Origin of the sequence: Pseudomonas sp. UW4 (assembly GCF_000316175.1) — a bacterium.
Classification (GTDB): Bacteria; Pseudomonadota; Gammaproteobacteria; order Pseudomonadales; family Pseudomonadaceae; genus Aquipseudomonas; species Aquipseudomonas laurylsulfatiphila.
Genome location: NC_019670.1, coordinates 2,183,812 through 2,205,162, shown reverse-complemented (window position 1 = coordinate 2,205,162; position 21,351 = coordinate 2,183,812). Strand labels below are relative to the sequence as shown.

The following is a 21,351-nucleotide window of genomic DNA, read 5'->3' as shown; positions in this document are numbered from 1 at the left end:
TGACCGATGAGGGTAGACGCTGTTCGCGGCTTTTCAGGAATCGCTGACTGACGGTGCCTGGGGCGCGGGACGGGTTTTCACGGTGACGAACATTTTGATGCGGTCGCCGATTTCCTGGAGGGTATGGCGGAACGGCTCGTGTCTTTCGCTGGTGGTCGGGTCTTCGAAGCTCCAGACCATCACTTCACCGGAAAACGGCATGCGCGCGGCCTCTTCGCGGGACTTGTCGCACAGGGTGATGACGTAGTCGAATTCCTGCCCTTCGAAATCCTCGAGGGACTTGCTACGCAAGCCACTGGCATCGACATTGATGTGTTCGAGGGATTCGAAGGTGCGTGGATCGATCTCGGTGGCCTCAAGCCCGGCGCTGAAGGCCAGGAAGTCGGCAGGGTCGGTGTGGCGAAGCAAGGCTTCGGCCATGGGTGAGCGGACATCGTTTCTGGCGCAGACGAACAGCACGCGACGTGGTTCGGTCATGGGTTTACCTCGGCTGGCAGGTTGTCAGTGTTTGCTCATCAATCCATGCAGTACGCCGAGCCGCAATCCCGGTTCAGACGCAATCATATGCGTGATCCCGAACACCTTGAACGCCGCCAGCATCACCACCAGACCGCCGGGCAGAATGCTCAGGCGGTGGGTCGGCAAACCGGCCAACTTGAGGTGTTTCACATGTTTGACTTCCAGCAGGCGCAACGACAGGCGCAACAGGCCGCCATAGGTGATGCCGCTTAGCCCGTCATCGTTCAGGCCATTGGCCTTGAGCACCTTGGCCAGCATCCGCGCCGTCCCTGAAGAGCCGATCGCCTGCTGCCAGCCCATGGCGCGGTAGCGGTGGGCAACGCGTTCGAATTGCACCGTGGCCGCGCGTTCGGCCTCCAGCAGCGCTTGGGCCACGATCCGCCCACCGTGGAAGTAATGCGCACCGAAAGTGCCGCTGCCGATGGCAATGCTTTCAGTGACCAGCAACCGGTCGCCACGGCCGATGATCATTTCCGTGGAGCCACCGCCGATATCCACCACCAGCCGCGTGCTTTGCGCCGGCAAGGTGTGGGCGACGCCGGCGTAGACCAGTTGTGCCTCTTCGTGACCGGAAATGACGTCGATGCGAAAGCCCAGGTGACGCTCGGCACTGGCCAGGAACAGCGGCGCGTTGTCCGCTTCGCGCACGGCACTGGTGGCCACCGCCCGCACGCGTCCGGCCTCAAAACCGCGCAGCTTCTTGCCGAATCGCGCCAGCGCCTGCCAGCCACGGTCCAGCGCCAACTCATCGAGCGCCCCGCCCTGCAGACCTTCGGCCAGACGCACCGGTTCGCGCAGGGTCTTCACTTCCTGAATGACCATCTGCTGGTTTCGTCTCACCGACTGACCAATCATCAGGCGAAACGCATTGGAACCCAGGTCGATGGCGGCAAACAGCGGGGCGTCTTTCATACGGGGTTCCTTGCACATTCATCTGCCGGCGGACTGACGGCCGTCGGGCACTCAAGACGGATTGCGAGGATCTTGCCATGGCTTCGATGACACCCGGATGACAGCAGCGAGTTCTTGCGCACCGTACCGGAATTCGAGCGCATGCTTGCCCGCTCCGGCATCCATCACCTGCTGAGCCAGATGCCTTATGAGGAAGTCGAGTTGCCGGTGATCGAATTGCCGCAGCGTGAGCGCCAGAAAGACTATTCGCGGGGACCTGTGCCGCAGGAAATCATCGTGCCGGAGGTTTACTGACTCAACACAGGACCTGTGGCGAGGGGGCTTGCCCCCGTTGGGTTGCGCAGCGCCCCCCAAAATCAGGCGGTGCGATTTGCCAGACAAACTGCACTGAATGATTTTACGACTGCTGCGCAGCCGAACGGGGGCAAGCCCCCTCGCCACAGTTAATCACTCGCAGCGGGATTTTTGGTGTCCTGACGAATGGCCATCAAGTCGTCATCGAATTGTCATGCACCGACCGCCATACTCCAGTCATCCAATGCGTGCTTTAATTTTCTGCTGCCTCTCCCGGCGGCTTTTTTGCCTGAAATTGCGCTTACAGGCATTCCTGCGCCGCACGCTCGAAACTGGACGGCACGAAGGTCGACGCCAGCAGCTTGCGCTCGTACAGGAACACCTTGCCGCCGTTCGAGGCCTTGTAGGTTTCAAGCACGTTGTCCGCCGCCACTTTGCTCGATACGACGATCCGGTAGCTGCGCTGGGTCTGCGACACCGTGGGTGCCAGTGCATCGTGCTGCAACTTCGGCACCACGCAATGGGTGTACTGCTCGGGCGACTTGCTGGTCTGCAAGGTCATGGTCGGATTGTTCGGCGTGGCACAACCGGCCAGCAACAGCGAGGCGAAGGCCAGGATCGGGGCAAAAAAAGTGCGCATGAATCAGGTCCTGAAAAGCAATCTACGGTGAATGGGCTTGCCCGCCGTTCAAAGGTCTTGTGCAACGAACTCAGCAGCCAGTCGGATCAGGATCTTCATCGCGCAGGTTCCTTGAGCAGCGTGTTCAATGCCGGCAATTTTCCGCCTTTGCGCAAAAAACAGAACTTGCGATGCTTGATGGTGACTATTGACTGAACCAATAGTGCGGCGGCGCCAATGCAGGCCTCTGGCGCAAACTTACCGGTCAATGTCGAACAAGCGGCTGTGCCGGGCGCCCACTGTTGATTACAGTGGCGACTGCCCTCAAAACCTGATCAAGGAGTGAAACAATGGTGACCTGCTACCTGAAATACGTGCTCGACCCCTACCAACTCGAGGCATTCGAGCACTACGGCAAGTTGTGGATCCCCCTGGTGGAGAAGTTCGGCGGCCAGCACCACGGCTACTTTTTGCCGTCTGAAGGCGCCAACAACATCGCCCTGGCGCTGTTCACCTTTCCCAGCCTGGCGGCCTACGAACATTACCGGCAGCAATCGATGAACGATCCGGAGTGCATCGCGGCGTTCAAATACGCCGAAGACCGGAAATTCATCCTCAGCTACGAGCGTTCATTCATGCGGCCGGTGTTTGCCTGAAAGGCTTGCTGGCTCAGTCTATTTTCAGATCCAGGCAGTAGGTGTAGTAACCGGGGTCGCGCACCCAGCCCAGGGACTCATACAAGCGCTGGGCGGTGAAATTGTCGGTGGCGGTTTCCAGGGTCATGCCTTTGCCACCGGCCAGCCTTGCAAAATCCCGTGCGGTGTTCATCAGCAAGGTGCCGACACCTTTGCCCCGGGCAGCGGGCGTGGTGAACAGATCACCCAGCAGCCAGGTACGATGGGCGTCAATCGAGGAAAAGGTCGGGAACAGCTGGACGAAGCCGAGGTTTTCACCGTTGTTGTCCCGGGCAAGAAAAATCACCGACTCATCCCGGGCAATGCGCTCGGCGATGAAGGCGCGGGACTGCGCCAGGTTCGACGGCTGCTCGTAGAACATCCGGTAGGCGTCAAACAGAGGGGCGATCTGGTCGATATGCGATGCGTCGGCGCGCAGGGCCTGAATAGCCATAAGGGTGCTCCATTGCGGTCTCAAGGATTTACAGACTAGCAATGGCAACGGAACAGCGACTTAAAATTTTCTGAAAGCACCGCCACCCAATGTGGGAGCGAGCTTGCTCGCGAAGAGGCCGTGTCAGTCGACATAAATGTTGAATGACACACCGCTTTCGCGAGCAAGCCCGCTCCCACATTAGGTTTGCACATTGATTGCGGGTTGCAATCAGACCCGCACATTACGCCCCGGCAGTGAAGTGCGCTGGCTGCTTTCCCAGCCCTCGACCAACCCAACCGGTACATCCGCTGACGGCAGCATCTGCACGCCACGCACCAGGTCGGACGCCCGCTCAGCCAGCATGATGGTCGGCGCATTGAGGTTGCCGTTCGGCTCGGTCGGGAACACCGACGAATCGATCACCCGCAGACCGGCGATGCCGCGCACACGCAATTGGGAATCAACCACCGCCATGTCGTCCTCGCCCATGCGGCATGAACCGCAGGGATGGTAGGTGCTTTCCAGGTTGTCGCGCACGAAGGCGTCGAGGTCTTCGTCGCTGGTCACCTGCGCGCCCGGGGCGATTTCGCCGTCGCGGAAGCGGTCCATGGCTTTCTGGCCGATGATCTCGCGGGTCAGGCGGATGCAGCGGCGGAATCCTTCGCGGTCCTCTTCCCGCTCCAGATAGTTGAAGCGAATCTCCGGATGCTCGTACGGGTCGGCCGAGCGCACCCGAACATAACCACGGCTTTTCGGTTTGTTGGGACCGGTGAGCACCATGAAGCCATGGCCCTTGATCGGCTTGTTGCCGTCGTAGCGCATCGCTGCCGGCAGAAAGTGGAACTGGATGTCCGGCCAGCGCAGGCCCTTCTCGGAGCGAATGAAGCCACCGGCCTCGAAGTGGTTGGTGGCGCCCAGGCCGTCCTTGAACAGCAGCCAGCGCAGACCGATCATCAGCTTGCTCAGCGGGTCCATCTTGCTGTTGAGGGTCACCGGTTCCTTACAGCCGAACTGGATGTACACCTCGGCGTGATCCTGCAGGTTCTCCCCTACCCCCGGCAGGTCATGGCGCACGCCGATCCCGGCTTTGCGCAGGACGTCCGCCGGGCCGATGCCGGAGCGTTGCAGAAGGTGCGGCGAGCCGATCGGGCCGGACGAGATCAGCACTTCGCGGTTGCAAAGCACCTGGTGGGTCTGGCCGCCGTGGTCATACATGACTCCGACCGCACGCTTGCCTTCGAGGATGACCTGGCGGGTCATCGCGTGGGTGATCACCGTCAGGTTCGGTCGACCCATGGCCGGACGCAGATAGGCATTGGCCGTGGAGCAGCGCACGCCGTTTTTCACGGTCATGTGCATGGCGCCGAAACCCTCTTGCATGTAGCCGTTGCAGTCTTCGGTCTTGATGTAGCCCGCCTCCGCGCCGGCTTCGACCCAGGCACCGTACAGCGGGTTTTTCATGTGGTTGCCGTTGGTGGTGTGCAAGGGCCCGGTCTGCCCGCGATAGCTGTCGCCGCCCGACTCATAGCTCTCGGCACGCTTGAAGTACGGCAGGCAGTTGCGATAGCCCCAGCCTTCAGCGCCCAGGGATTCCCACTCGTCGAAATCCAGCGCATGACCACGGATGTACACCAGGCCGTTGATCGAAGACGAACCGCCCAGCACCTTGCCCCGTGGACAGTGAATGCGCCGACCGTTGAGGAAAGTCTCCGGCTCGGTCTCGTAGCGCCAGTTGTACTTCTTGGTGTTCATCGGGATCGAGAAGGCACTGGGCATCTGGATCACTACGCTCTTGTCGCTGCCGCCGAATTCCAGGACCAGCACCGAGGTGGCCGGATCTTCGCTCAGGCGGTTGGCCAACACACAACCTGCCGAGCCTGCGCCAATGATGATGTAGTCGTATTTTTGCGTAGCCATGGTCATCTCCCGACCGTCGATTCAGTGAATACCGGCAGTGGCTGCTGTTTGTGGGTCAGCGTGTCGCCGGTGGTGTATTGCGGGGAGGTTTTTTCGATCTGCTGGATCACCGCTTCTTCGCGCTTGAGGTCGATCGAGCGGCTCAGCCAGTAGTAGGCCAGGCCCGAGACGATCAACCCGACCAGCCAGGCGATGTCGATGCTGCCCAGTGCCTTGGCGAGCGGGCCGACATACACCTCGCGCTGTTCAACGCCGTCGAAGATGTAGAAGAACGGAATCATCGAGATAAAACCGATGGCATAGGCGGCGATCCCGCGCAGTCCCCAGCTGCCATAGATGTTGCCGTGGGGCATGAAGAAGTGCGGGATGGCGTAGCGGCCCTTGCGCACGAAGAAGTAATCGGTGAGGTTGACCGAGGTCCAGGGCACCAGGAAGTACAGCATCACCACCAGGTAGATCCCCAGCACCGACAGGCCTTTGCCCGAACTCTGGATGCTCAGGGCCACGCCCAGTTGCAGCAGGATCACGAAGCCGATGGCCAGGATGCGTGCCTTGCGGGTGGGTTCGATGTGCTTGATCGAGTCGACGCAGGTCAGCGTGGTCAGCTTGGCGCTGTAGATGTTCATCGCGATCACCGGCAGGAACGCCAGGATGGTGACCACCACCACCGCCGTGCCCATCAGTGGCGACACGGTGTTGCCGACTTGCCCCAGGGCCACCAGCACGTCAGTGGTATGCAGGTGATCGGCCAGCCAGCCCCCCACGGAAATCATCCATGCACCGGACAGCGAAGCCCCGAGGAACACCACGGCGATCAGCTTGCCGCTGGAAGTATTTTTCGGAAGGTAGCGCGAGTAGTCCGACACATAAGGCGCATAGGCGATGTTGTAGCTGGCGGCCGCCGCAAACTGCGCGATGAAACCGGTCCAGTTGAAGCCCAGCGGTTCACGGGCCACTTCGCCTTCCGCGAGTGCCGGCAGCACCGCATCCGGCACCCAACCCATCAGCACCGCCATGGTCACCAGGCCATACAGCGGCAACGACAGGAACAGTGCCCATTTGAAGCTGCGGTGCATCCAGTCATGGCCGAGAATCGCCAGCACCGCCGCCGGGATGGTCACCGCCACCGCGATCACCGCAGGGCTGAAACCGAACAGCGTGTGCAGCCCCTGCATCATCAGCACCAGGTTGACGATGTTGAAACCGGCGAACACGAACAGCGTCGCCAGCAGCACCAGGATCACCCCGCGATAACCGAACTGCGCGCGGGACTGGATCATCTGCGGCAGGCCCAGGTGTGGGCCTTGCGAACCGTGAAACGCCATGAACAGCGTGCCGAACATGATGCCCAGCGTGCCGGCCAGGGTGGTCCAGAGCGCGGTCAGGCCGACGCTCGGGCCGACGAAGCCGATGGTCATGGTGAAAAAGGTGAAGTTGCCGAGGAACCAGAACGGGCCTTGGCTCGACAGTTTGTCGGTGCGCTCGTTCTCGGGGATGAAATCGATCGAATGGCTTTCGACGACGGGTTTGTCATCGAGGCTGGACACGCTCGGGGCTGACTTGGCGTTAGTGTTCATGATGGTCTCTTATTGTTGGAAGATCATGACGAGATAACCGCGTTCTTTCGGGTGAACGACTCCCGGGGCGCGTCCTTGCCGTTCCCGAATTTCAAAGGTGCAATTGCTTTCAACTTTGGCGCAAAACCTGTGGGAGCGAGCTTGCTCGCGATGGGGGCGTGACATGCAACATTGATGTTGGCTGACAGTCCGCTATCGCGAGCAAGCTCGCTCCCACAGGGATTGCATTGTTCCTTGTCTTAACTGATCAGCATCAGCCTGGCAGCGTGATCCAGACCGCCTTGGTTTCGAGCAGGTAATCGAGCTGCTCGGCGCCCAGGTCCTTGCCGAACCCGGACTGTTTGTAGCCACCGAACGGCATCGACGGATCGAGGGTGCCGTGGGCATTGACGTAGACCGAGCCGGCCTTGAGGCGCGGGATCAAGCTGTGCACTTTGCCAAGGTCGTTGGAATACAGTGCGGCTGCCAGGCCGTAAGGCGAGTCGTTGGCCAGGGCCAGGGCCTCTTCTTCATCGTCGAAAGGTGCGGTGACCAGCACCGGGCCGAAGATCTCTTCCTGGACAATGCGCATGTCGTTGCGGCAATGGGCGAAGATGGTCGGCTCGACGAAGAAGCCTGGGCCATCGACCGCTTGTCCGCCGTAGACCAGTTTCGCGCCTTCAGCCTTGCCGGTCTCGATGTACTCGGTCACCCGCTGCTTTTGCAGGGCCGAAACCAGTGGGCCGATGAAGCAGTCCGGGTCCAGGCCCGGGGCCATTTTCAGGGTGCGTGTGTAGGCGATCAGCTCACCCAGGAATTGGTCGTAGACACTGCTATGAATATAGGCCCGTGTACCGGCGTCGCATACCTGCCCGGAGTTGAAAAACACGCCGTTGGCGACCGCTTGGGCGGCGGCCGGGATGTCAGCGTCGGCGCAGACGATGACCGGTGATTTGCCACCGAGTTCGAGGGTCAGGCGCTTCATGTCATCCAGCGCTGCGCGGCCGACAGTCTGGCCGACCGGGGTCGAGCCGGTGAAGGTCAGTTTGTCGATGCCGGGGTGGGTGGCCATGGCCGCACCGACCACACTGCCGCGCCCGGTGACGATGTTGATCACGCCGTCGGGGATGCCCGCTTCCTGCACCAGTTCAGCGAAACGCAGGGCCGACAACGAGGTCAGTTCGGCGGGTTTGACTACCACTGTGCAACCGGTCGCCAGCGCTGCGCCGAGCTTCCAGGCCATGGTCTGCAACGGGAAGTTCCACGGCACGATGGCACCGACCACGCCGACCGCTTCCTTGCGGGTATAGGCCAGGTAGTTGCCCGGCAGCGAAGGTTCGACGGTGCGGCCGTGCAGCTTGGTGGCCCAGCCGGCGAAGTAACGCAGGGTATCGACGGTGCCCTGGATGTCCACGTCCTTGGCGAAGGCCACGGATTTGCCCATGTCGATCGATTCGATTTCCGCCAGTTCGGCAGCGTTCTGTTCGATCAGGTCGGCCAGGCGCTGCATCATGCGCTCGCGCTCGGCCGGTTTGGCCTGGCGCCAGGCGCCGCCGTCGAACTGCGCGCGGGCGGCTTGCACGGCGCGGTCCAGGTCATCGGTGGTGCCCATGGGAATGCGGGTGATCAGGCCTTCGGTCGAAGGTTCGATGACATCGGAGGTCTGGCCGTCGCTGGCTTCGACCCAGGCGCCGCCGATGAACATTTTCTGGACCTTGCTGAGGAAGGTCTGGGTGGCTTCGCTGACGCCGAATTTCTGCAGGTAACTCTTGACGATCGTGTCCATTTTTATTCTCTCTGCCCGGCAGTCAGGTCCTGCCGGGGCTCTGGTTTTTGAGCTCTGGTTTCTGAGCTTTATGGTTTCGATGATCAGGCTGGAGTTGTTTCGCTCTCGGCGGCCGCACGCACCTTGCCGCGCTCGTGGAAGATGAAACCGATGCTGTTGAGCAGCAGTTGCGCGGCGAGGATCGAGGTCATGCCGGTCGGGTCGTACACCGGCGCCACTTCCACCAGGTCCATACCGACGATGTTGCCCTTGCTGCGTTTGGCCAGGGCCTGGATGATTTCCAGCACTTCGTAGTAGAGGAAGCCGCCGTGGCTCGGGGTGCCGGTGCCGGGGGCGATGGACGGGTCGAAACCGTCGATGTCGATGGTGATGTAGTAGTTGATGTTCTGCGGGATCAGCGCCAGCACACCCTCGACGCCGAGGCGGCGCACGTCACGTACCGAGAGGATTTTCGAGCCGGCTTCATGGGCCGCTTCGTAATCGTCACGGTTGGACGACGATACGTTGCGGATGCCCATCTGGGTCATGCCGACGATGTGGTTCATTTCGGATGCACGGCGCAGCGGGTTGCCGTGGCCGTAGCGCACACCGTGGCGCTCGTCGACGAAATCCAGGTGCGCATCGAAGTGGATGATGTGGATCGGGCCGCGGCCTTCGAAGGCCTTGATCACCGGCGCGTGCACCGAGTGGTCGCCGCCGAGCACCACCGGCATCACGCCGGCGTCGAGGATCTTGCGCACGGCGTATTCAGTGTTCTTGTTGCTGGTGGCCATGTCGGTGTGGACGATGTCGGCATCACCGACGTCGACCATGCGCACATCCGATGCGGTGAGGTACATCACGTCATCTTCGTGATCGTAGGCGCCGGCGTGGCCGAAGGAAAACAGCGTCGATGCTTCACGAATACCGCGGGGTCCGAAGCGTGCGCCGGAGCGCCACTGGGTGCCCATGTCGTTGGGCACGCCCAGCACCGCGACGTCGGCATCCAGTGCGTCCCAATCGGTGCACACCGGGGATTTGCCAAAGGTGCAATGACCCACGAATGGCAGGTTCAGGCGACCGGATTCATAACCGTTGTTCGACATTTCTAGCCTCTCCACTTCTTGTTATCGGCCTGGCGGACTGCAAGGCGACCGCCGTTGGAAAGACTATGGGCGCAGGTTTTCGTGGAAAAAATGCTAAACATCAGATACTCATATCGGCATTCCCGATGCGTCCACAGGCCGGAGGTCCAAGATGATCCAGCTGCACGATGTCGACCTGAAACTGCTCAGGGTGTTTGCCACGATTGTCCGTTGCGGCGGCTTCTCGGCTGCACAGGCGGCGCTGAATGCCGGGCAGTCGACCATCAGCGAGCAGATGACCCACCTGGAAACCCGCCTGGGGGTCAAACTCTGCCAGCGCGGGCGCAGCGGCTTTCGCCTGACCGAACAGGGCGTGGCGATTCATGAAGCCACCCAGCGCCTGCTGTCGGCGGTGGAAAACTTCTGCATGGACGCCGACGTGCTCAAGCAGCACATCAGCGGCAAGCTCAACCTGGGGATCATCGACACCACGATCACCGACCCCGACTCGCCGATCCCGCGCACCACCCAGCGCTTCGTTTCCCGCGGCCACGACGTGCACCTGAACGTGTACGTCGGTACCCCGGCGGAACTCGAAGAACGGGTGCTCGACGGTCGACTCCATCTCGCCATCGGGCACTTCCCGATCCATGTGCCGGGGCTGCTGCAATCGCCGCTGTACCAGGAAGCCCTGGGCTTGTATTGCGGACGGCGCCATCCGCTGTTTGGCAGCCAGGCTGAAGGTGCGGAACTGCTCGAGGAAGTCGCTGCCGGGCGCATCGTCGTGCGCGGCTACATGCAGCAATACGACCTCGAGCACCTGGGCGTGAGCAAGGCAGCCGCCACCGTCGATAACATCGAGGCTTCGGCCATCCTGATCATCTCCGGCGCCTATGTGGGCTTCCTGCCCGAGCACTTCGCCAGCCAGTGGGTCAAGAGCGGCGAGATGCATCAACTGGCAGCCGCGAGCCTGCGCCTGAAGTCACCCTTCGATGTGATCACCCGGCGCGGTACGGCACCGCCGCCCATCCTCCAGGCGTTCCTCGAGGACCTGGCCGCCAGCGCCCGTAAAACCGCCAAGCCGTGATATGACACTCGCCAAATCGAAATTTTGCCGGGCATACTGATTCGGTTCGCCAACCTTGCAGGCCCGTCATGCGCATCCACGTCACCTTCATCGACCGCGTCGGCATCACCCAGGAAGTGCTGGCCCTGCTCGGTGGACGCAGTTTCAACCTGGACGCCGTGGAGATGGTCCCGCCGAACGTCTACATCGATGCGCCGACCCTCGGCGCCGAGGTGCTCGAAGAGTTGCGCGAAGCCCTTTTCGATGTGCGCGGCGTGCAGGCCGTGACCCTGGTCGACATCCTTCCGGGGCAACGCCGGCGCCTGCAACTGGACGCCTTGCTGGCCGCCAGTTCCGACCCGGTGCTGGCGGTGGATGACCGTGGTCATGTGCTGCTGGCCAACCCGGCGCTGATCGCCCTGTGCGGCCGCGAACCGGCCGGTGAATCGCTGACCGCCCTGTTCGACGATACCGATTTGCAGCGCACCCTGATCGCCCATCATTTCCGCCTGCCGATGCACGAGGTCAGTCTCGGCGGCCAGACCTTGCTCCTCGACGCGATGCCGATCACCGACGCCGGCGCCCTGCTCACCCTGTATCAACCCAATCGCATCGGCGAACGCCTGTCGGCACTGCATCACGACCATGCTGAAGGCTTCGATGCGCTGCTCGGCGAATCGCCGCCGATCCGCGCGCTCAAGGCCCGCGCGCAACGGGTCGCAGCATTGGATGCACCACTGTTGATCCAGGGTGAAACCGGCACCGGCAAGGAGTTGGTGGCCCGTGCCTGCCATGCCATCAGCCCGCGTCACGACGCGCCATTCCTGGCCCTGAACTGCGCGGCACTGCCGGAGAGCCTCGCTGAAAGCGAGCTGTTCGGCTACGCCCCCGGCGCCTTCACCGGCGCGCAACGGGGCGGCAAGCTCGGCCTGTTGGAACTGGCCGACCAAGGCACGGTATTCCTCGATGAAGTCGGGGAAATGTCGCCCTATCTGCAAGCCAAGTTGCTGCGTTTCTTGAGCGATGGTTGCTTCCGTCGGGTGGGGGGCGACAAGGAAGTGCGGGTCAATGTGCGGGTACTCAGCGCCACCCACCGCGACCTGGAAAAAATGGTCGCCGAAGGACGTTTTCGCGAAGACCTGTTCTACCGCCTCAACGTGCTCAACCTGCAAGTGCCGCCGCTGCGCGAGCGCGGTCACGACATCCTGCTGATGGCCAATCACTTCATGCAACAGGCCTGCGCGCAGATCCAGCGACCGGCCTGTCGCCTGGCACCGAGCACCTTCAGCGCCCTGCTCGGCAACCGCTGGCCGGGCAACGTGCGGCAACTGCAAAACGTGATCTTTCGCGCGGCGGCGATCTGCGAGAATCCGTTGGTGGACATCGATGACCTCGACATCGCCCGCACCGCCGTCGAGCGGCAAAACGACGGTGAAGTGGGCAGCCTGGAAGAAGCGGTTGGCGACTTTGAAAAGAACCTGCTGGAACAGCTTTATCGCAGTTATCCGTCCAGTCGGTTGCTCGCTGCACGGTTGCAGACGTCCCATAGCGCGATTGCGATTCGCCTGCGCAAATATGGGATTCCCAACAAGCCCTGAGTTATCTGTCGGAACACATTGTCACCGACAACACATTCCCCTGTGGGAGCGAGCTTGCTCGCGATGACGGAGTGTCAGTCAATATCAATGTGACTGTCATACCGCTATCGCGAGCAAGCTCGCTCCCACAGGGGACTGAGTCGCGCGCGGGCTCCCCGTCTTCAAATCGATACAGCGTAGCGAAATCAAGACAAAACCCTTCACACCGCAATCACGGCATCCGCGTCCACCGCCCGGCTGCCCCGTATTGATTTCAATACAGAAGAAATCTTCAGCGCCTTAAAAAATTAGTTTAAGCCATTGATTTAAAACGACTAATAAACATTGGCACCGCCCTTGCTATCACTCCTCCAACCCCGCTCGTCGCCCCGCCACGAGCCTTAAAACAATAAGGAGTTGATATGAGCCAATTGCGTTTTACCGTCGATCACGAATGGTTGCGTCTTGAGAGCAATGGCCTGGTCACAGTCGGCATCACGGCGTTTGCCCAGCAGGCGCTGGGGGATGTGGTGTTCGTTCAGGTGCCTGAACTGGGCGCCTTCGGTGCCGGCGCTGAAGTGTCGGTACTGGAGTCGGTGAAAGCCGCCAGCAGCATCGGCATGCCGCTGGACGGTGAGGTGGTCGAGGTCAACGACACGCTGGAGAGCAGCCCGGAACTGGTCAACGAAGACCCGTTGGGCGAAGGCTGGTTCTTTCGCTTCAAACCGGTCGATGTCGAGGCGTTGAGCGACTTGCTCGATCAAGACGCCTATGCACGCCTGACCGCCGAACACGCCGACGCTTGAAGCCCCCACGAACCCAGAAAAAGGACCACACCATGTTCAGCAAACACGACCAGATCAAAGGCTACGACGACGAACTGCTGGCGGCGATGAATGCCGAGGATGCGCGGCAGGAACACCATATCGAACTGATCGCCTCGGAGAACTACACCAGCCAGCGGGTGATGCAGGCCCAGGGCAGCGGCCTGACCAACAAGTACGCCGAAGGGTATCCGGGCAAGCGTTACTACGGCGGCTGCGAGCACGTCGATGTGGTCGAACAACTGGCCATCGACCGCGCCAGGCAGCTGTTCGGCGCCGACTACGCCAACGTCCAGCCGCACTCCGGCAGCCAGGCCAACGCCGCGGTTTATCTGGCGTTGCTGCAAGCGGGCGACACCGTGCTCGGCATGAGCCTGGCCCACGGCGGCCACCTGACCCACGGCGCCAAGGTGAGTTTTTCCGGCAAGCTGTACAACGCGGTGCAGTACGGCATCGACACCGCCACCGGCCTGATCGATTACGACGAAGTCGAGCGTCTGGCACTGGAGCACAAGCCGAAGATGATCATCGCCGGCTTCTCGGCCTATTCGAAGACCCTGGACTTCCCGCGCTTTCGTCAGATTGCGGACAAGGTCGGTGCGTACTTCTTCGTCGACATGGCCCACGTCGCCGGGCTGGTGGCCACGGGGCTGTACCCGAACCCGCTGCCCTACGCCGACGTGGTCACCACCACCACGCACAAGACCCTGCGCGGCCCCCGTGGCGGTCTGATTCTGGCCAAGGCCAACCCGGAGCTGGAGAAGAAGCTCAACGCCGCCGTGTTCCCCGGCGGCCAGGGTGGCCCGCTGATGCACGTGATCGCGGCCAAGGCCGTGTGCTTCAAGGAAGCGCTGGAGCCGGCATTCAAGACTTATCAGGCGCAGGTGATCCGCAATGCCCAGGCCATGGCGCAGGTGTTTATCGAGCGCGGTTATGACGTGGTGTCCGGCGGTACCGACAACCACCTGTTCCTGGTCAGCCTGATCCGCCAGGGCCTGACCGGCAAGGACGCCGACGCTGCCCTCGGGCGTGCCGGCATCACCGTGAACAAGAACGCCGTGCCCAATGATCCGCAATCGCCCTTCGTGACCTCCGGCCTGCGCATCGGTACGCCGGCGATCACCAGCCGTGGCTTCAAGGAAGCGCAAAGCATCGCCCTGGCCGGCTGGATCTGCGACATCCTCGATCACCTGGGCGATGCCGACATCGAAGCCAATGTCGCCCGCCAGGCGGCCGCCCTGTGCACGGACTTCCCGGTCTATCGCGACTGACCACACAACATAGAACCCTGTGGGAAAAAACCTGTGGGAGCGAGCTTGCTCGCGATGGCGGACTTTCATTCAACATCAATGCTGAATGTAATGGCCTCATCGCGAGCAAGCTCGCTCCCACAGGGTCTCCCACAGGTTCAGTACCCTGTTGTACAAGGAAAACACCATGAACGCCATTGTCGAATCGACCGGCAACCACCCGGCCAAGGTGGAAGTCGGCACCAAACTGCGCGGCGCGGACAAGGTCGCGCGGATTCCGGTGAAGATCATTCCCACGGATGAATTCCCGCGCAAACCCGACTGGATCCGCGTGCGCATGCCGATCTCTCCCGAGGTCGAGCGGATCAAGCAACTGTTGCGCAAGCACAAGCTGCACAGCGTCTGCGAAGAAGCCTCGTGCCCGAACCTCGGCGAGTGTTTTTCCGGTGGCACCGCGACCTTCATGATCATGGGCGACATCTGCACCCGGCGCTGCCCGTTCTGTGATGTCGGCCATGGTCGGCCCAGGCCGCTGGACACCAACGAGCCGATGAACCTGGCCGTGGCGATTGCCGAGCTGCGCCTGAAGTACGTGGTGATCACCTCGGTGGATCGCGACGATTTGCGCGATGGCGGCGCCCAACACTTTGTCGATTGCCTGCGCGAGATCCGCAAGCTGTCACCCGGCGTGCAGCTGGAGACCCTGGTGCCGGATTATCGCGGACGCATGGACGTGGCCCTGGCGATCACCGCCACTGAGCCGCCGGATGTGTTCAACCACAATCTGGAAACCGTACCGCGCCTGTACAAGGCCGCGCGCCCCGGTTCGGACTTCGAGTGGTCACTGGACCTGCTGCAGAAGTTCAAGCTCGCCGTGCCCCACGTACCGACCAAATCCGGCCTGATGCTGGGCCTGGGCGAAACCGACGAGGAAGTCATCGAAGTCATGCAGCGCATGCGCGAGCACGACATCGACATGCTGACCCTCGGCCAGTATCTGCAGCCCTCGCGCAGTCACCTGCCGGTGCAGCGCTTCGTGCACCCGGACACCTTTGCCTGGTTCGCCGAAGAAGGCACGCGCATGGGCTTCAAGAACGTGGCGTCCGGGCCGCTGGTGCGCTCGTCCTATCACGCCGATCAACAACTTCATGGAGGTGCCGGCGGTTTCCAGCCATGATGGAGTGACTGGTCATGCATGGAGCCGTTCCCGATGCCGCGTTCACCCTGTCTGTTGTTGCTGTGCCTGAGCCTTGCCCTGCCGTGCATGGCCGACGAGCCAAAACCCGGGCACATGCTGTATGTGCGCAGCGTCGACCCGGGCATCGCGCAGGACATCCGCTACGCCAGCGCGCACAATTTCACCGGGCATCCGCTCGACGGCTACCAGGCGGCAGAGTGCCTGCTATCGCAGGACGCGGCAAAGGCGTTGGCCCGAGTGCAAAGCGCACTGAAAGCCGAAGGTTACGGCCTGAAGGTATTCGACTGCTATCGCCCGACCCGCGCGGTGGCGGACATGGGCCGCTTCGCCAGCGAACCCGGCGACCCGCTCAAGACCGAGTTCTATCCGCGGGTCGACAAGCAGGACTTCTGGCGCCTGGGGTATGTGGCCCGGGTGTCCAATCACTCCCGGGGCAACACCGTCGACCTGACGATGACCGGCCCCGACACCCTGCCCGCCGACACCTGGACGCCTTCGGTGAAACCGGTGGATTGCACGGCGCCTTACGGCGAGCGCTGGCACGACGGCGCGCTCGACTTGGGCACCGGTTTCGATTGCTTCGATGAGCGCGCGCACACCGACTCGGCGCTGATCAACGCCACGGCCAGGGCCAATCGCCAGCGACTGACCCGTGCCATGGCCAAGGAAGGCTTTGTGGGTTATTCGGCCGAGTGGTGGCACTTCACGTACAGCGGCAATCCGCCGAAGCCGGACGTCATGGACTTCCCGATCACGCCGTTCACGCCATGAACAATCTGCTCAAGGCCATGTTGATGGCGTTTTTTCCGCTGGCCGCCATGGCCCAGGGACTCGACGGCAGCGACCAACTGATCGTGGTCACCAGTAACGGCTGGAATGACATCCAGGGTACTGCCCAACGCTATGAACGGCACGGGCAGACCTTGCGCAAATTCGAAGCGCCCTTTGCCGTCGTTCTCGGCAAGAACGGCATGGGCTGGGGCAAGGGGCTGCTCGACAGCGGGCCACCTGAAGGACCGGTCAAACAGGAAGGCGATGGCAAGGCGCCAGCTGGCATGTTCAAGCTGGGCACGGCGTTTGGCTACGCGCTTTCGGCCGATACCCGCCTGCCCTATCTGTCGCTGACACCGAGCATAGAATGCGTGGATGACAGCCAATCGACTCGCTACAACGAACTGGTCGACGGCGCGGTCGTCGAAAAGGACTGGAGCAGCTCCGAACGGATGCGCCGCCCGGATGAGTTGTACCGCCAGGGCATTTTCATCCAGCACAACACCCCGGCCTCTCCCGCTGCCGGCTCGTGCATTTTCTTCCACATCTGGCGCGGCCCCACGGCGCCGACCCGTGGCTGTACGGCCATGGACCCGGTGGATATCGGGCGTTTGTTCAACTGGCTGGACCCCAGAAAATCTCCGGTGCTGGTGCAACTGCCTGAAGCGCAGTACGAGGCGCTGCGTGAGCGTTGGAAACTCCCCAAGCGCTAGTCAACGCCGGACCCTGTGGCGAGGGGGCTTGTCCCGTTGGGCTGCGAAGCGGCCCCAAAAGATGGGCCTGCTCGCGCACGTCCAACGGGGGCAAGCCCCCTCACCACAAAAGCTCCCTCACCACAAAAGCCCCCTCGCTACAAATGCGGGTGTTAACCCCGCTCAACCACCACGCCACTCATCGACGGCTTGGCCAGCGCGTAATAGATCACCCCCGGCACCAACAACCCGACGATCCAGGAAATGTCCACGCCGCCCAGTTGCGCAACCATCGGCCCGGAGTAGAAATGGGTGTCGACAAAGGGCAGCTGGATCAACACGCCGATCACGTACACGCTGATCCCCAGCACGTTCCAGCGACCGTAGCGGCCGTTCGGGTCGGACAGCGCCGGGATGTCGTAGCGTTCCTTGTTGATGAAGTAGTAGTCCACCAGGTTGATCGCGCTCCAGGGGGTGAAGAACGTCAGCAAAAACAGGATGAAGTACTTGAACGAGTTGAGGAACGAGTACTGCCCCGCCAACGCCAGCGCGGTGGACGCCGCGACGATCAGCAGCACAAACAGCATGCGCTGGCGGGCGCTGATTTCCAGGCGGCGACGGAAGCCACTGATGATGGTGGCAATGCACATGAAGCTGCCGTAGGCGTTGAGGGTGGACACCGTGACCTTGCCGAACACAATGCTCAGGTACAGCAAGGACGCGATCACACCGCTACTGCCCAGGCCGACAATGGTCGCCACTTCGTGCCCACGGAAATTCGCCCCGGCCAATGCGGCGGCGAACACCCCGAGCACCATCGAAGCCTGGGCCCCCAGCACCGTGCCGAGACCGACGGCGGTGAAGGTTTTCCACGATGAGGTCTTGCTCGGCAGGTAGCGCGAGTAGTCCGCCACGTAGGGGCCGAAGGCGATCTGCCAGGACGCCGAGAGCGACACCGCCAGCAGGAAGGTGCTCCAGCTGAAATGACGGTTGTCGAGCAGCAGGCCGATGTCGTTGAGGGTCATCAACCGGGTGAACAGGTAGGCGAAGGCGATGATGCCCAGCACACTGGCCACCCGCCCGACCAGGTGAATCACCCGATAGCCGAAGATCGTCAGGAACGCGATGCACGCCGCGAAAATCAGGATGCCGGCGCTGTCGCTGACACTGATCAACTGAGCAATCGCCTGCCCCGACAGCACCGCGCCGGTGGCGCTGAAACCGAGGTACATCAGGCACACCAGGACAATCGGGATCGCCGCGCCATACACCCCGAACTGCACGCGGCTGGAGATCATCTGCGGCAGCCCGAGCTTGGGCCCTTGCGCCGCGTGCAGCGCCACCACGGCGCCGCCGAGCACTTGCCCGATCAGCAAGCCGATCAGCGACCAGAACACGTCACCGCCCAGTACCACGGCCAGGGCGCCGGTGACGATGGCGGTGATTTGCAGGTTGGCGCCAAGCCACAGGGTGAACTGGCTGTAGAGGCTGCCGTGACGCTCGGCCTCGGGAATGAAATCGATCGAGCGGGTCTCGATCAGGGGACTGCGTTGAGCACTCATGAAAGTGTTTCCTTTGTGGAACTGTTTTTGTTGTCAGGGACGGAATCTAAAAGGTCTTGGTTGCACTGGCTACAACGGTCGCCGAACACAGGTCGTCATAGCCATACCAACTGCTGCACTCGCTTTTCGACAAGTCCGTGTCGACATAGCTCAGACCCCAGGTCACGCCGACGAAGTCGCGTGTCAGCTTGGCCTCCCACTCGTAGTAAGACTCGCGGTTATCGCCACTGGCGGACCAGAACGCGGGGTCTTTCACATCGTTGCGTCCAAAGCGCAGGTCCAGGCCGACTTCAGCCGGCAGATCGATTTTGTAGCTCAGGTAGGTGTAAAGGGTGTCCTGGTCCTCGCCGAAAAAGTTCGGTGTGTCCTTTGAGTAATAGGCACCGAGCTTGACGCCATACAGATCGAGAATGGCGTACACCTCACTGAGGTTGAATTCGGAGTTTTTCGGGTAGTCGTACTTGATGTAGCCCAGGTCCAGGCTGATTGCCTCGGTCGCCTGCCAGTAGTAACCCGCATAGTACTCAAGCTCCTGCCGGGTATCGAAGCCGCCACCGAAATCCACGTTGGAGGTCCAGGCGCCGATGTACAGGCCACTGCTGTGCAGCAGCGTTGCCCCGCCCTGCACGGCCGGATCACCCAGGGTTTGCGAGATGCCACGGGTACGGTAGTCGCTGACCACGCCCAGGGTCATGTCAAGGCTGAAGTCATCGTTGAGGGCCAGGGCGTGGCTGCTCAGGGGGGCCAGTGCCAGTGCGGCGAGGGTCAATGCTGAAAGTGCGTTCATACAGTTCTCTTGTTGTTATGGCGTACGGGGAATTTCAGGCATGGCGATGCCAGGCCCCTCGCGCGACGAGGGGCTGGCGGTGTTTGCGTATGTCGGGTGTTCGCAGGTCAGGACGCGGGGGCGTAGACCTGCTTGCCGGCGAAGAAGGTGTTCAGGACTTTGGTTTCGAACAGGTCGTCATCGCTGACCTTGAACACATCGCGGTCGAGAATGATCAGGTCAGCCTGCTTGCCCGGTGCCAGCGAACCGATCTGCTTGTCCAGGCCCAGGGTTTTCGCGGCATTAAGGGTATAGGCATAGAACATGGTCTTGCGGTCGATGCTTTCCTTGGCATTAAGTACGCCCAACGGACCTTTGCGGGTGCTGGCCTGGGCAATGGCGTTGAACGGATTGGCGCTCGACACCGGCCAGTCGCTGCCACCGGCAATCGTTGCGCCTGCGTCATGCAGGGACCGCGCGGGATACTGGTAACCGTAGGCAAAGGCGCTGATGTAGGGTTTGACCAGTTCGACGGTGTAGGACTCGCCGGTGGCCCACAGCAATTGCATCGAGGCGATCACGCCGAGCTGCTTGAAGCGTGGAAACTCCTTGGGATTGACCAGTTGCAGGTGCGCGATGCTGTGCGGCACCGGGGTCGGGCTGAGCTTGCGCGCATAGGCCACGCCATTGAGTGCTTCACGCACCGCGCGGTCGCCGACGGCGTGCATGTGCACGATCCAGCCGCGCTTTTCCGCCGCCACCACCAGTTCACCGAAGTGCGCCGGGTCGGTCAGCAGTTGTCCGTCCTTGTGGCTGTTCTTGTACGGCACGATGACCGCAGCGGTTTGCCCCGGGAACTCGAGAATGCCGTCGACAAAGACCTTGATGCCGGGGAACGTCAGGTTAGGCACGCCCTCGAACTGCTTCATCACCGTGTCGATCACTTCCAGGTCGGCCGGTTTGCTCTTCGGGTTGGTGACCATCAACGCGGCGACGTGGGCGCTGAGTTCGCCGTTCTGCGCCAGCGCCTTGTACAACGGCAGGACGCCGACGGTTTCTGCGGTGGCATGGAAATCGAACAGTGAGTCCTCACTGCCGCCGTTCGCCGCGGCGTCCATCCACGCAGTGATGCCGAACTGGTTGTTGACCCGCACCGCCTCTTTCGCGGCCTTGAGCATGCTCTCCTGGCTGGGCGCGGGAATTGCGCTGCGCACCACGTCCCAGCGTGATTCGGCAAAGTAGCCGTTAGGGGTGAAGTCCGCTTCATGGCCGACGTAACCGCGCTCTTTCTCCGGCAGGCTCTTGACCAGTGCCGCGTCGATGTTCAGACGCTTGAGCATCGCGTTGTTGGCCCAACCGGTGTGGCCGTCGATGCCGCTGAAGACGACAGGCTGATCGGCCCAGCGCCCCTGATTGAACACCTTGCCCAGTTCACGGCTTTTTTCCCAATAGGCCGAACTGACCCCGGCGACGCTGATCACATCGCCAGCCCGGGCACGCCCGGCCTTGTCCTCTTCAATCAACCACTGCTCCAGTTCCGGCAGCGGTTTGACTTCGTCCAGCAGGTTGGCCTTCATGCTGTCGAACGCCCCCACCACCGGGTGGCTGTGGGTGTCGATCATGCCTGGCATCAACACCTTGCCCGCCAGGTCGATGCGCTGGGTCTTGGCATCGGCCAAGGCGTTGATTTCGGCATCACTGCCGACTTTCAGAATCTTGCCGTCTTGCACCGCAACAGCTTGCACCAGCGCCTGGCCGGGTTCGGCGGTAAAGACCTTGCCGTTGAACAACACCAGGTCAGCGGCGGCCATCGCCTGCACCGAGGACAAGGCCAGTGCGGCGGCCAACAGGTTTGGAATCAATCGCAT

At 61.8% G+C, this 21,351-nt stretch carries 19 protein-coding genes and 1 pseudogene; 9 read left to right on the top strand and 11 right to left on the bottom strand.

Features of this window, described 5'->3' with window-relative positions; all coding sequences use genetic code 11:
• Positions 1 to 33: 33 nt before the first annotated feature.
• Both PPUTUW4_RS09575 and PPUTUW4_RS09570 read right to left on the bottom strand, forming a co-directional pair.
• Positions 34 to 477 (bottom strand): arsenate reductase ArsC, encoded by a 444-nt coding sequence (locus PPUTUW4_RS09575; RefSeq protein ID WP_015094441.1) that lies wholly within the window; start codon positions 475 to 477, stop codon positions 34 to 36.
• 24 nt (positions 478 to 501) lie between these two features.
• Positions 502 to 1,431, bottom strand: a complete 930-nt coding sequence (locus PPUTUW4_RS09570; RefSeq protein WP_015094440.1) for a Ppx/GppA family phosphatase — start codon at positions 1,429 to 1,431, stop codon at positions 502 to 504.
• Between the two features lie 153 nt (positions 1,432 to 1,584).
• On the opposite strand from PPUTUW4_RS09570, the pseudogene PPUTUW4_RS29070 reads away from it, so the two are divergent.
• A pseudogene (locus tag PPUTUW4_RS29070) lies at positions 1,585 to 1,725 on the top strand (polyphosphate kinase 2); the annotation flags it as partial.
• A 301-nt stretch (positions 1,726 to 2,026) separates the two neighbouring features.
• On the opposite strand, the gene PPUTUW4_RS09565 reads toward PPUTUW4_RS29070, so the two are convergent.
• Complete coding sequence (locus tag PPUTUW4_RS09565; RefSeq protein ID WP_015094438.1) at positions 2,027 to 2,365, bottom strand: hypothetical protein; 339 nt, start codon at positions 2,363 to 2,365, stop codon at positions 2,027 to 2,029.
• Positions 2,366 to 2,694: 329 nt separating this feature from the next.
• Here PPUTUW4_RS09565 and PPUTUW4_RS09560 point away from each other — a divergent pair, with 329 nt between their 5' ends.
• Entirely contained in the window at positions 2,695 to 3,000 is a 306-nt protein-coding gene (locus PPUTUW4_RS09560) for an NIPSNAP family protein (RefSeq protein ID WP_015094437.1), read from the top strand.
• Positions 3,001 to 3,013: 13 nt separating this feature from the next.
• Here PPUTUW4_RS09560 and PPUTUW4_RS09555 read toward each other — a convergent pair whose 3' ends face one another.
• From PPUTUW4_RS09555 to speB, 5 genes are all read right to left on the bottom strand, one after another.
• Positions 3,014 to 3,472: a GNAT family N-acetyltransferase gene (locus PPUTUW4_RS09555; RefSeq protein ID WP_015094436.1), complete on the bottom strand. Its 459-nt coding sequence runs from the start codon at positions 3,470 to 3,472 to the stop codon at positions 3,014 to 3,016.
• A gap of 210 nt (positions 3,473 to 3,682) precedes the next feature.
• Positions 3,683 to 5,371 carry a choline dehydrogenase gene (gene betA / locus PPUTUW4_RS09550; protein ID WP_015094435.1) on the bottom strand — a complete coding sequence of 563 codons (1,689 nt, stop codon included), beginning with the start codon at positions 5,369 to 5,371 and terminating at the stop codon, positions 3,683 to 3,685.
• Between the two features lie 2 nt (positions 5,372 to 5,373).
• A complete protein-coding gene (locus tag PPUTUW4_RS09545) occupies positions 5,374 to 6,948 on the bottom strand; it encodes a cytosine permease (protein WP_015094434.1) in 1,575 nt (524 codons plus the stop codon).
• Between the two features lie 253 nt (positions 6,949 to 7,201).
• Positions 7,202 to 8,713, bottom strand: coding sequence for an aldehyde dehydrogenase family protein (locus PPUTUW4_RS09540; RefSeq protein ID WP_015094433.1), 1,512 nt, complete (start codon positions 8,711 to 8,713; stop codon positions 7,202 to 7,204).
• Between the two features lie 83 nt (positions 8,714 to 8,796).
• Positions 8,797 to 9,798 carry an agmatinase gene (gene speB / locus PPUTUW4_RS09535; RefSeq protein WP_008049320.1) on the bottom strand — a complete coding sequence of 334 codons (1,002 nt, stop codon included), beginning with the start codon at positions 9,796 to 9,798 and terminating at the stop codon, positions 8,797 to 8,799.
• A 151-nt stretch (positions 9,799 to 9,949) separates the two neighbouring features.
• Between speB and PPUTUW4_RS09530 the strand changes: the two genes are divergently transcribed.
• The 7 genes from PPUTUW4_RS09530 (at position 9,950) to PPUTUW4_RS09500 (ending at position 17,176) form a co-directional block, all read left to right on the top strand.
• Positions 9,950 to 10,864: a LysR family transcriptional regulator gene (locus tag PPUTUW4_RS09530; RefSeq protein WP_015094432.1), complete on the top strand. Its 915-nt coding sequence runs from the start codon at positions 9,950 to 9,952 to the stop codon at positions 10,862 to 10,864.
• Between the two features lie 68 nt (positions 10,865 to 10,932).
• Positions 10,933 to 12,441, top strand: coding sequence for a sigma-54-dependent transcriptional regulator (locus PPUTUW4_RS09525; protein WP_015094431.1), 1,509 nt, complete (start codon positions 10,933 to 10,935; stop codon positions 12,439 to 12,441).
• Positions 12,442 to 12,842: 401 nt separating this feature from the next.
• Positions 12,843 to 13,226 (top strand): glycine cleavage system protein GcvH, encoded by a 384-nt coding sequence (gcvH, locus tag PPUTUW4_RS09520; protein ID WP_015094430.1) that lies wholly within the window; start codon positions 12,843 to 12,845, stop codon positions 13,224 to 13,226.
• 32 nt (positions 13,227 to 13,258) lie between these two features.
• Entirely contained in the window at positions 13,259 to 14,515 is a 1,257-nt protein-coding gene (gene glyA, locus PPUTUW4_RS09515; protein WP_015094429.1) for a serine hydroxymethyltransferase, read from the top strand.
• Between the two features lie 166 nt (positions 14,516 to 14,681).
• Entirely contained in the window at positions 14,682 to 15,671 is a 990-nt protein-coding gene (gene lipA, locus PPUTUW4_RS09510) for a lipoyl synthase (protein WP_015094428.1), read from the top strand.
• A 33-nt stretch (positions 15,672 to 15,704) separates the two neighbouring features.
• Complete coding sequence (locus PPUTUW4_RS09505) at positions 15,705 to 16,463, top strand: M15 family metallopeptidase (RefSeq protein ID WP_041475003.1); 759 nt, start codon at positions 15,705 to 15,707, stop codon at positions 16,461 to 16,463.
• A complete protein-coding gene (locus PPUTUW4_RS09500; protein ID WP_015094426.1) occupies positions 16,460 to 17,176 on the top strand; it encodes a L,D-transpeptidase family protein in 717 nt (238 codons plus the stop codon). Before PPUTUW4_RS09505 ends, PPUTUW4_RS09500 begins: the two co-directional genes overlap by 4 nt.
• Before the next feature lie 152 nt (positions 17,177 to 17,328).
• Here the strand turns inward: PPUTUW4_RS09500 and PPUTUW4_RS09495 are convergent, their stop codons facing one another.
• The 3 genes from PPUTUW4_RS09495 to PPUTUW4_RS09485 form a co-directional block, all read right to left on the bottom strand.
• On the bottom strand, positions 17,329 to 18,717 hold the full coding sequence (locus PPUTUW4_RS09495; RefSeq protein WP_015094425.1) for a cytosine permease: 1,389 nt from the start codon (positions 18,715 to 18,717) through the stop codon (positions 17,329 to 17,331).
• A gap of 46 nt (positions 18,718 to 18,763) precedes the next feature.
• Positions 18,764 to 19,504, bottom strand: a complete 741-nt coding sequence (locus PPUTUW4_RS09490; protein ID WP_015094424.1) for a TorF family putative porin — start codon at positions 19,502 to 19,504, stop codon at positions 18,764 to 18,766.
• A gap of 107 nt (positions 19,505 to 19,611) precedes the next feature.
• Positions 19,612 to 21,351, bottom strand: a complete 1,740-nt coding sequence (locus tag PPUTUW4_RS09485) for an amidohydrolase (RefSeq protein WP_015094423.1) — start codon at positions 21,349 to 21,351, stop codon at positions 19,612 to 19,614.

What these genes read in the sequence shown, in the direction of transcription:
- PPUTUW4_RS09500 (WP_015094426.1), top strand. Translation starts at nt 16,460, where the DNA reads ATGAACAATCTGCTCAAGGCCATGTTGATGGCGTTTTTTCCGCTGGCC.
- PPUTUW4_RS09540 (WP_015094433.1), bottom strand. Translation starts at nt 8,713, where the DNA reads ATGGACACGATCGTCAAGAGTTACCTGCAGAAATTCGGCGTCAGCGAA.
- PPUTUW4_RS09485 (WP_015094423.1), bottom strand. Translation starts at nt 21,351, where the DNA reads ATGCGATTGATTCCAAACCTGTTGGCCGCCGCACTGGCCTTGTCCTCG.
- PPUTUW4_RS09565 (WP_015094438.1), bottom strand. Translation starts at nt 2,365, where the DNA reads ATGCGCACTTTTTTTGCCCCGATCCTGGCCTTCGCCTCGCTGTTGCTG.
- betA (WP_015094435.1), bottom strand. Translation starts at nt 5,371, where the DNA reads ATGGCTACGCAAAAATACGACTACATCATCATTGGCGCAGGCTCGGCA.
- lipA (WP_015094428.1), top strand. Translation starts at nt 14,682, where the DNA reads ATGAACGCCATTGTCGAATCGACCGGCAACCACCCGGCCAAGGTGGAA.
- speB (WP_008049320.1), bottom strand. Translation starts at nt 9,798, where the DNA reads ATGTCGAACAACGGTTATGAATCCGGTCGCCTGAACCTGCCATTCGTG.
- PPUTUW4_RS09490 (WP_015094424.1), bottom strand. Translation starts at nt 19,504, where the DNA reads ATGAACGCACTTTCAGCATTGACCCTCGCCGCACTGGCACTGGCCCCC.
- PPUTUW4_RS09555 (WP_015094436.1), bottom strand. Translation starts at nt 3,472, where the DNA reads ATGGCTATTCAGGCCCTGCGCGCCGACGCATCGCATATCGACCAGATC.
- PPUTUW4_RS09530 (WP_015094432.1), top strand. Translation starts at nt 9,950, where the DNA reads ATGATCCAGCTGCACGATGTCGACCTGAAACTGCTCAGGGTGTTTGCC.
- PPUTUW4_RS09525 (WP_015094431.1), top strand. Translation starts at nt 10,933, where the DNA reads ATGCGCATCCACGTCACCTTCATCGACCGCGTCGGCATCACCCAGGAA.
- PPUTUW4_RS09575 (WP_015094441.1), bottom strand. Translation starts at nt 477, where the DNA reads ATGACCGAACCACGTCGCGTGCTGTTCGTCTGCGCCAGAAACGATGTC.
- PPUTUW4_RS09545 (WP_015094434.1), bottom strand. Translation starts at nt 6,948, where the DNA reads ATGAACACTAACGCCAAGTCAGCCCCGAGCGTGTCCAGCCTCGATGAC.
- gcvH (WP_015094430.1), top strand. Translation starts at nt 12,843, where the DNA reads ATGAGCCAATTGCGTTTTACCGTCGATCACGAATGGTTGCGTCTTGAG.
- PPUTUW4_RS09495 (WP_015094425.1), bottom strand. Translation starts at nt 18,717, where the DNA reads ATGAGTGCTCAACGCAGTCCCCTGATCGAGACCCGCTCGATCGATTTC.
- glyA (WP_015094429.1), top strand. Translation starts at nt 13,259, where the DNA reads ATGTTCAGCAAACACGACCAGATCAAAGGCTACGACGACGAACTGCTG.
- PPUTUW4_RS09570 (WP_015094440.1), bottom strand. Translation starts at nt 1,431, where the DNA reads ATGAAAGACGCCCCGCTGTTTGCCGCCATCGACCTGGGTTCCAATGCG.
- PPUTUW4_RS09560 (WP_015094437.1), top strand. Translation starts at nt 2,695, where the DNA reads ATGGTGACCTGCTACCTGAAATACGTGCTCGACCCCTACCAACTCGAG.
- PPUTUW4_RS09505 (WP_041475003.1), top strand. Translation starts at nt 15,705, where the DNA reads ATGCCGCGTTCACCCTGTCTGTTGTTGCTGTGCCTGAGCCTTGCCCTG.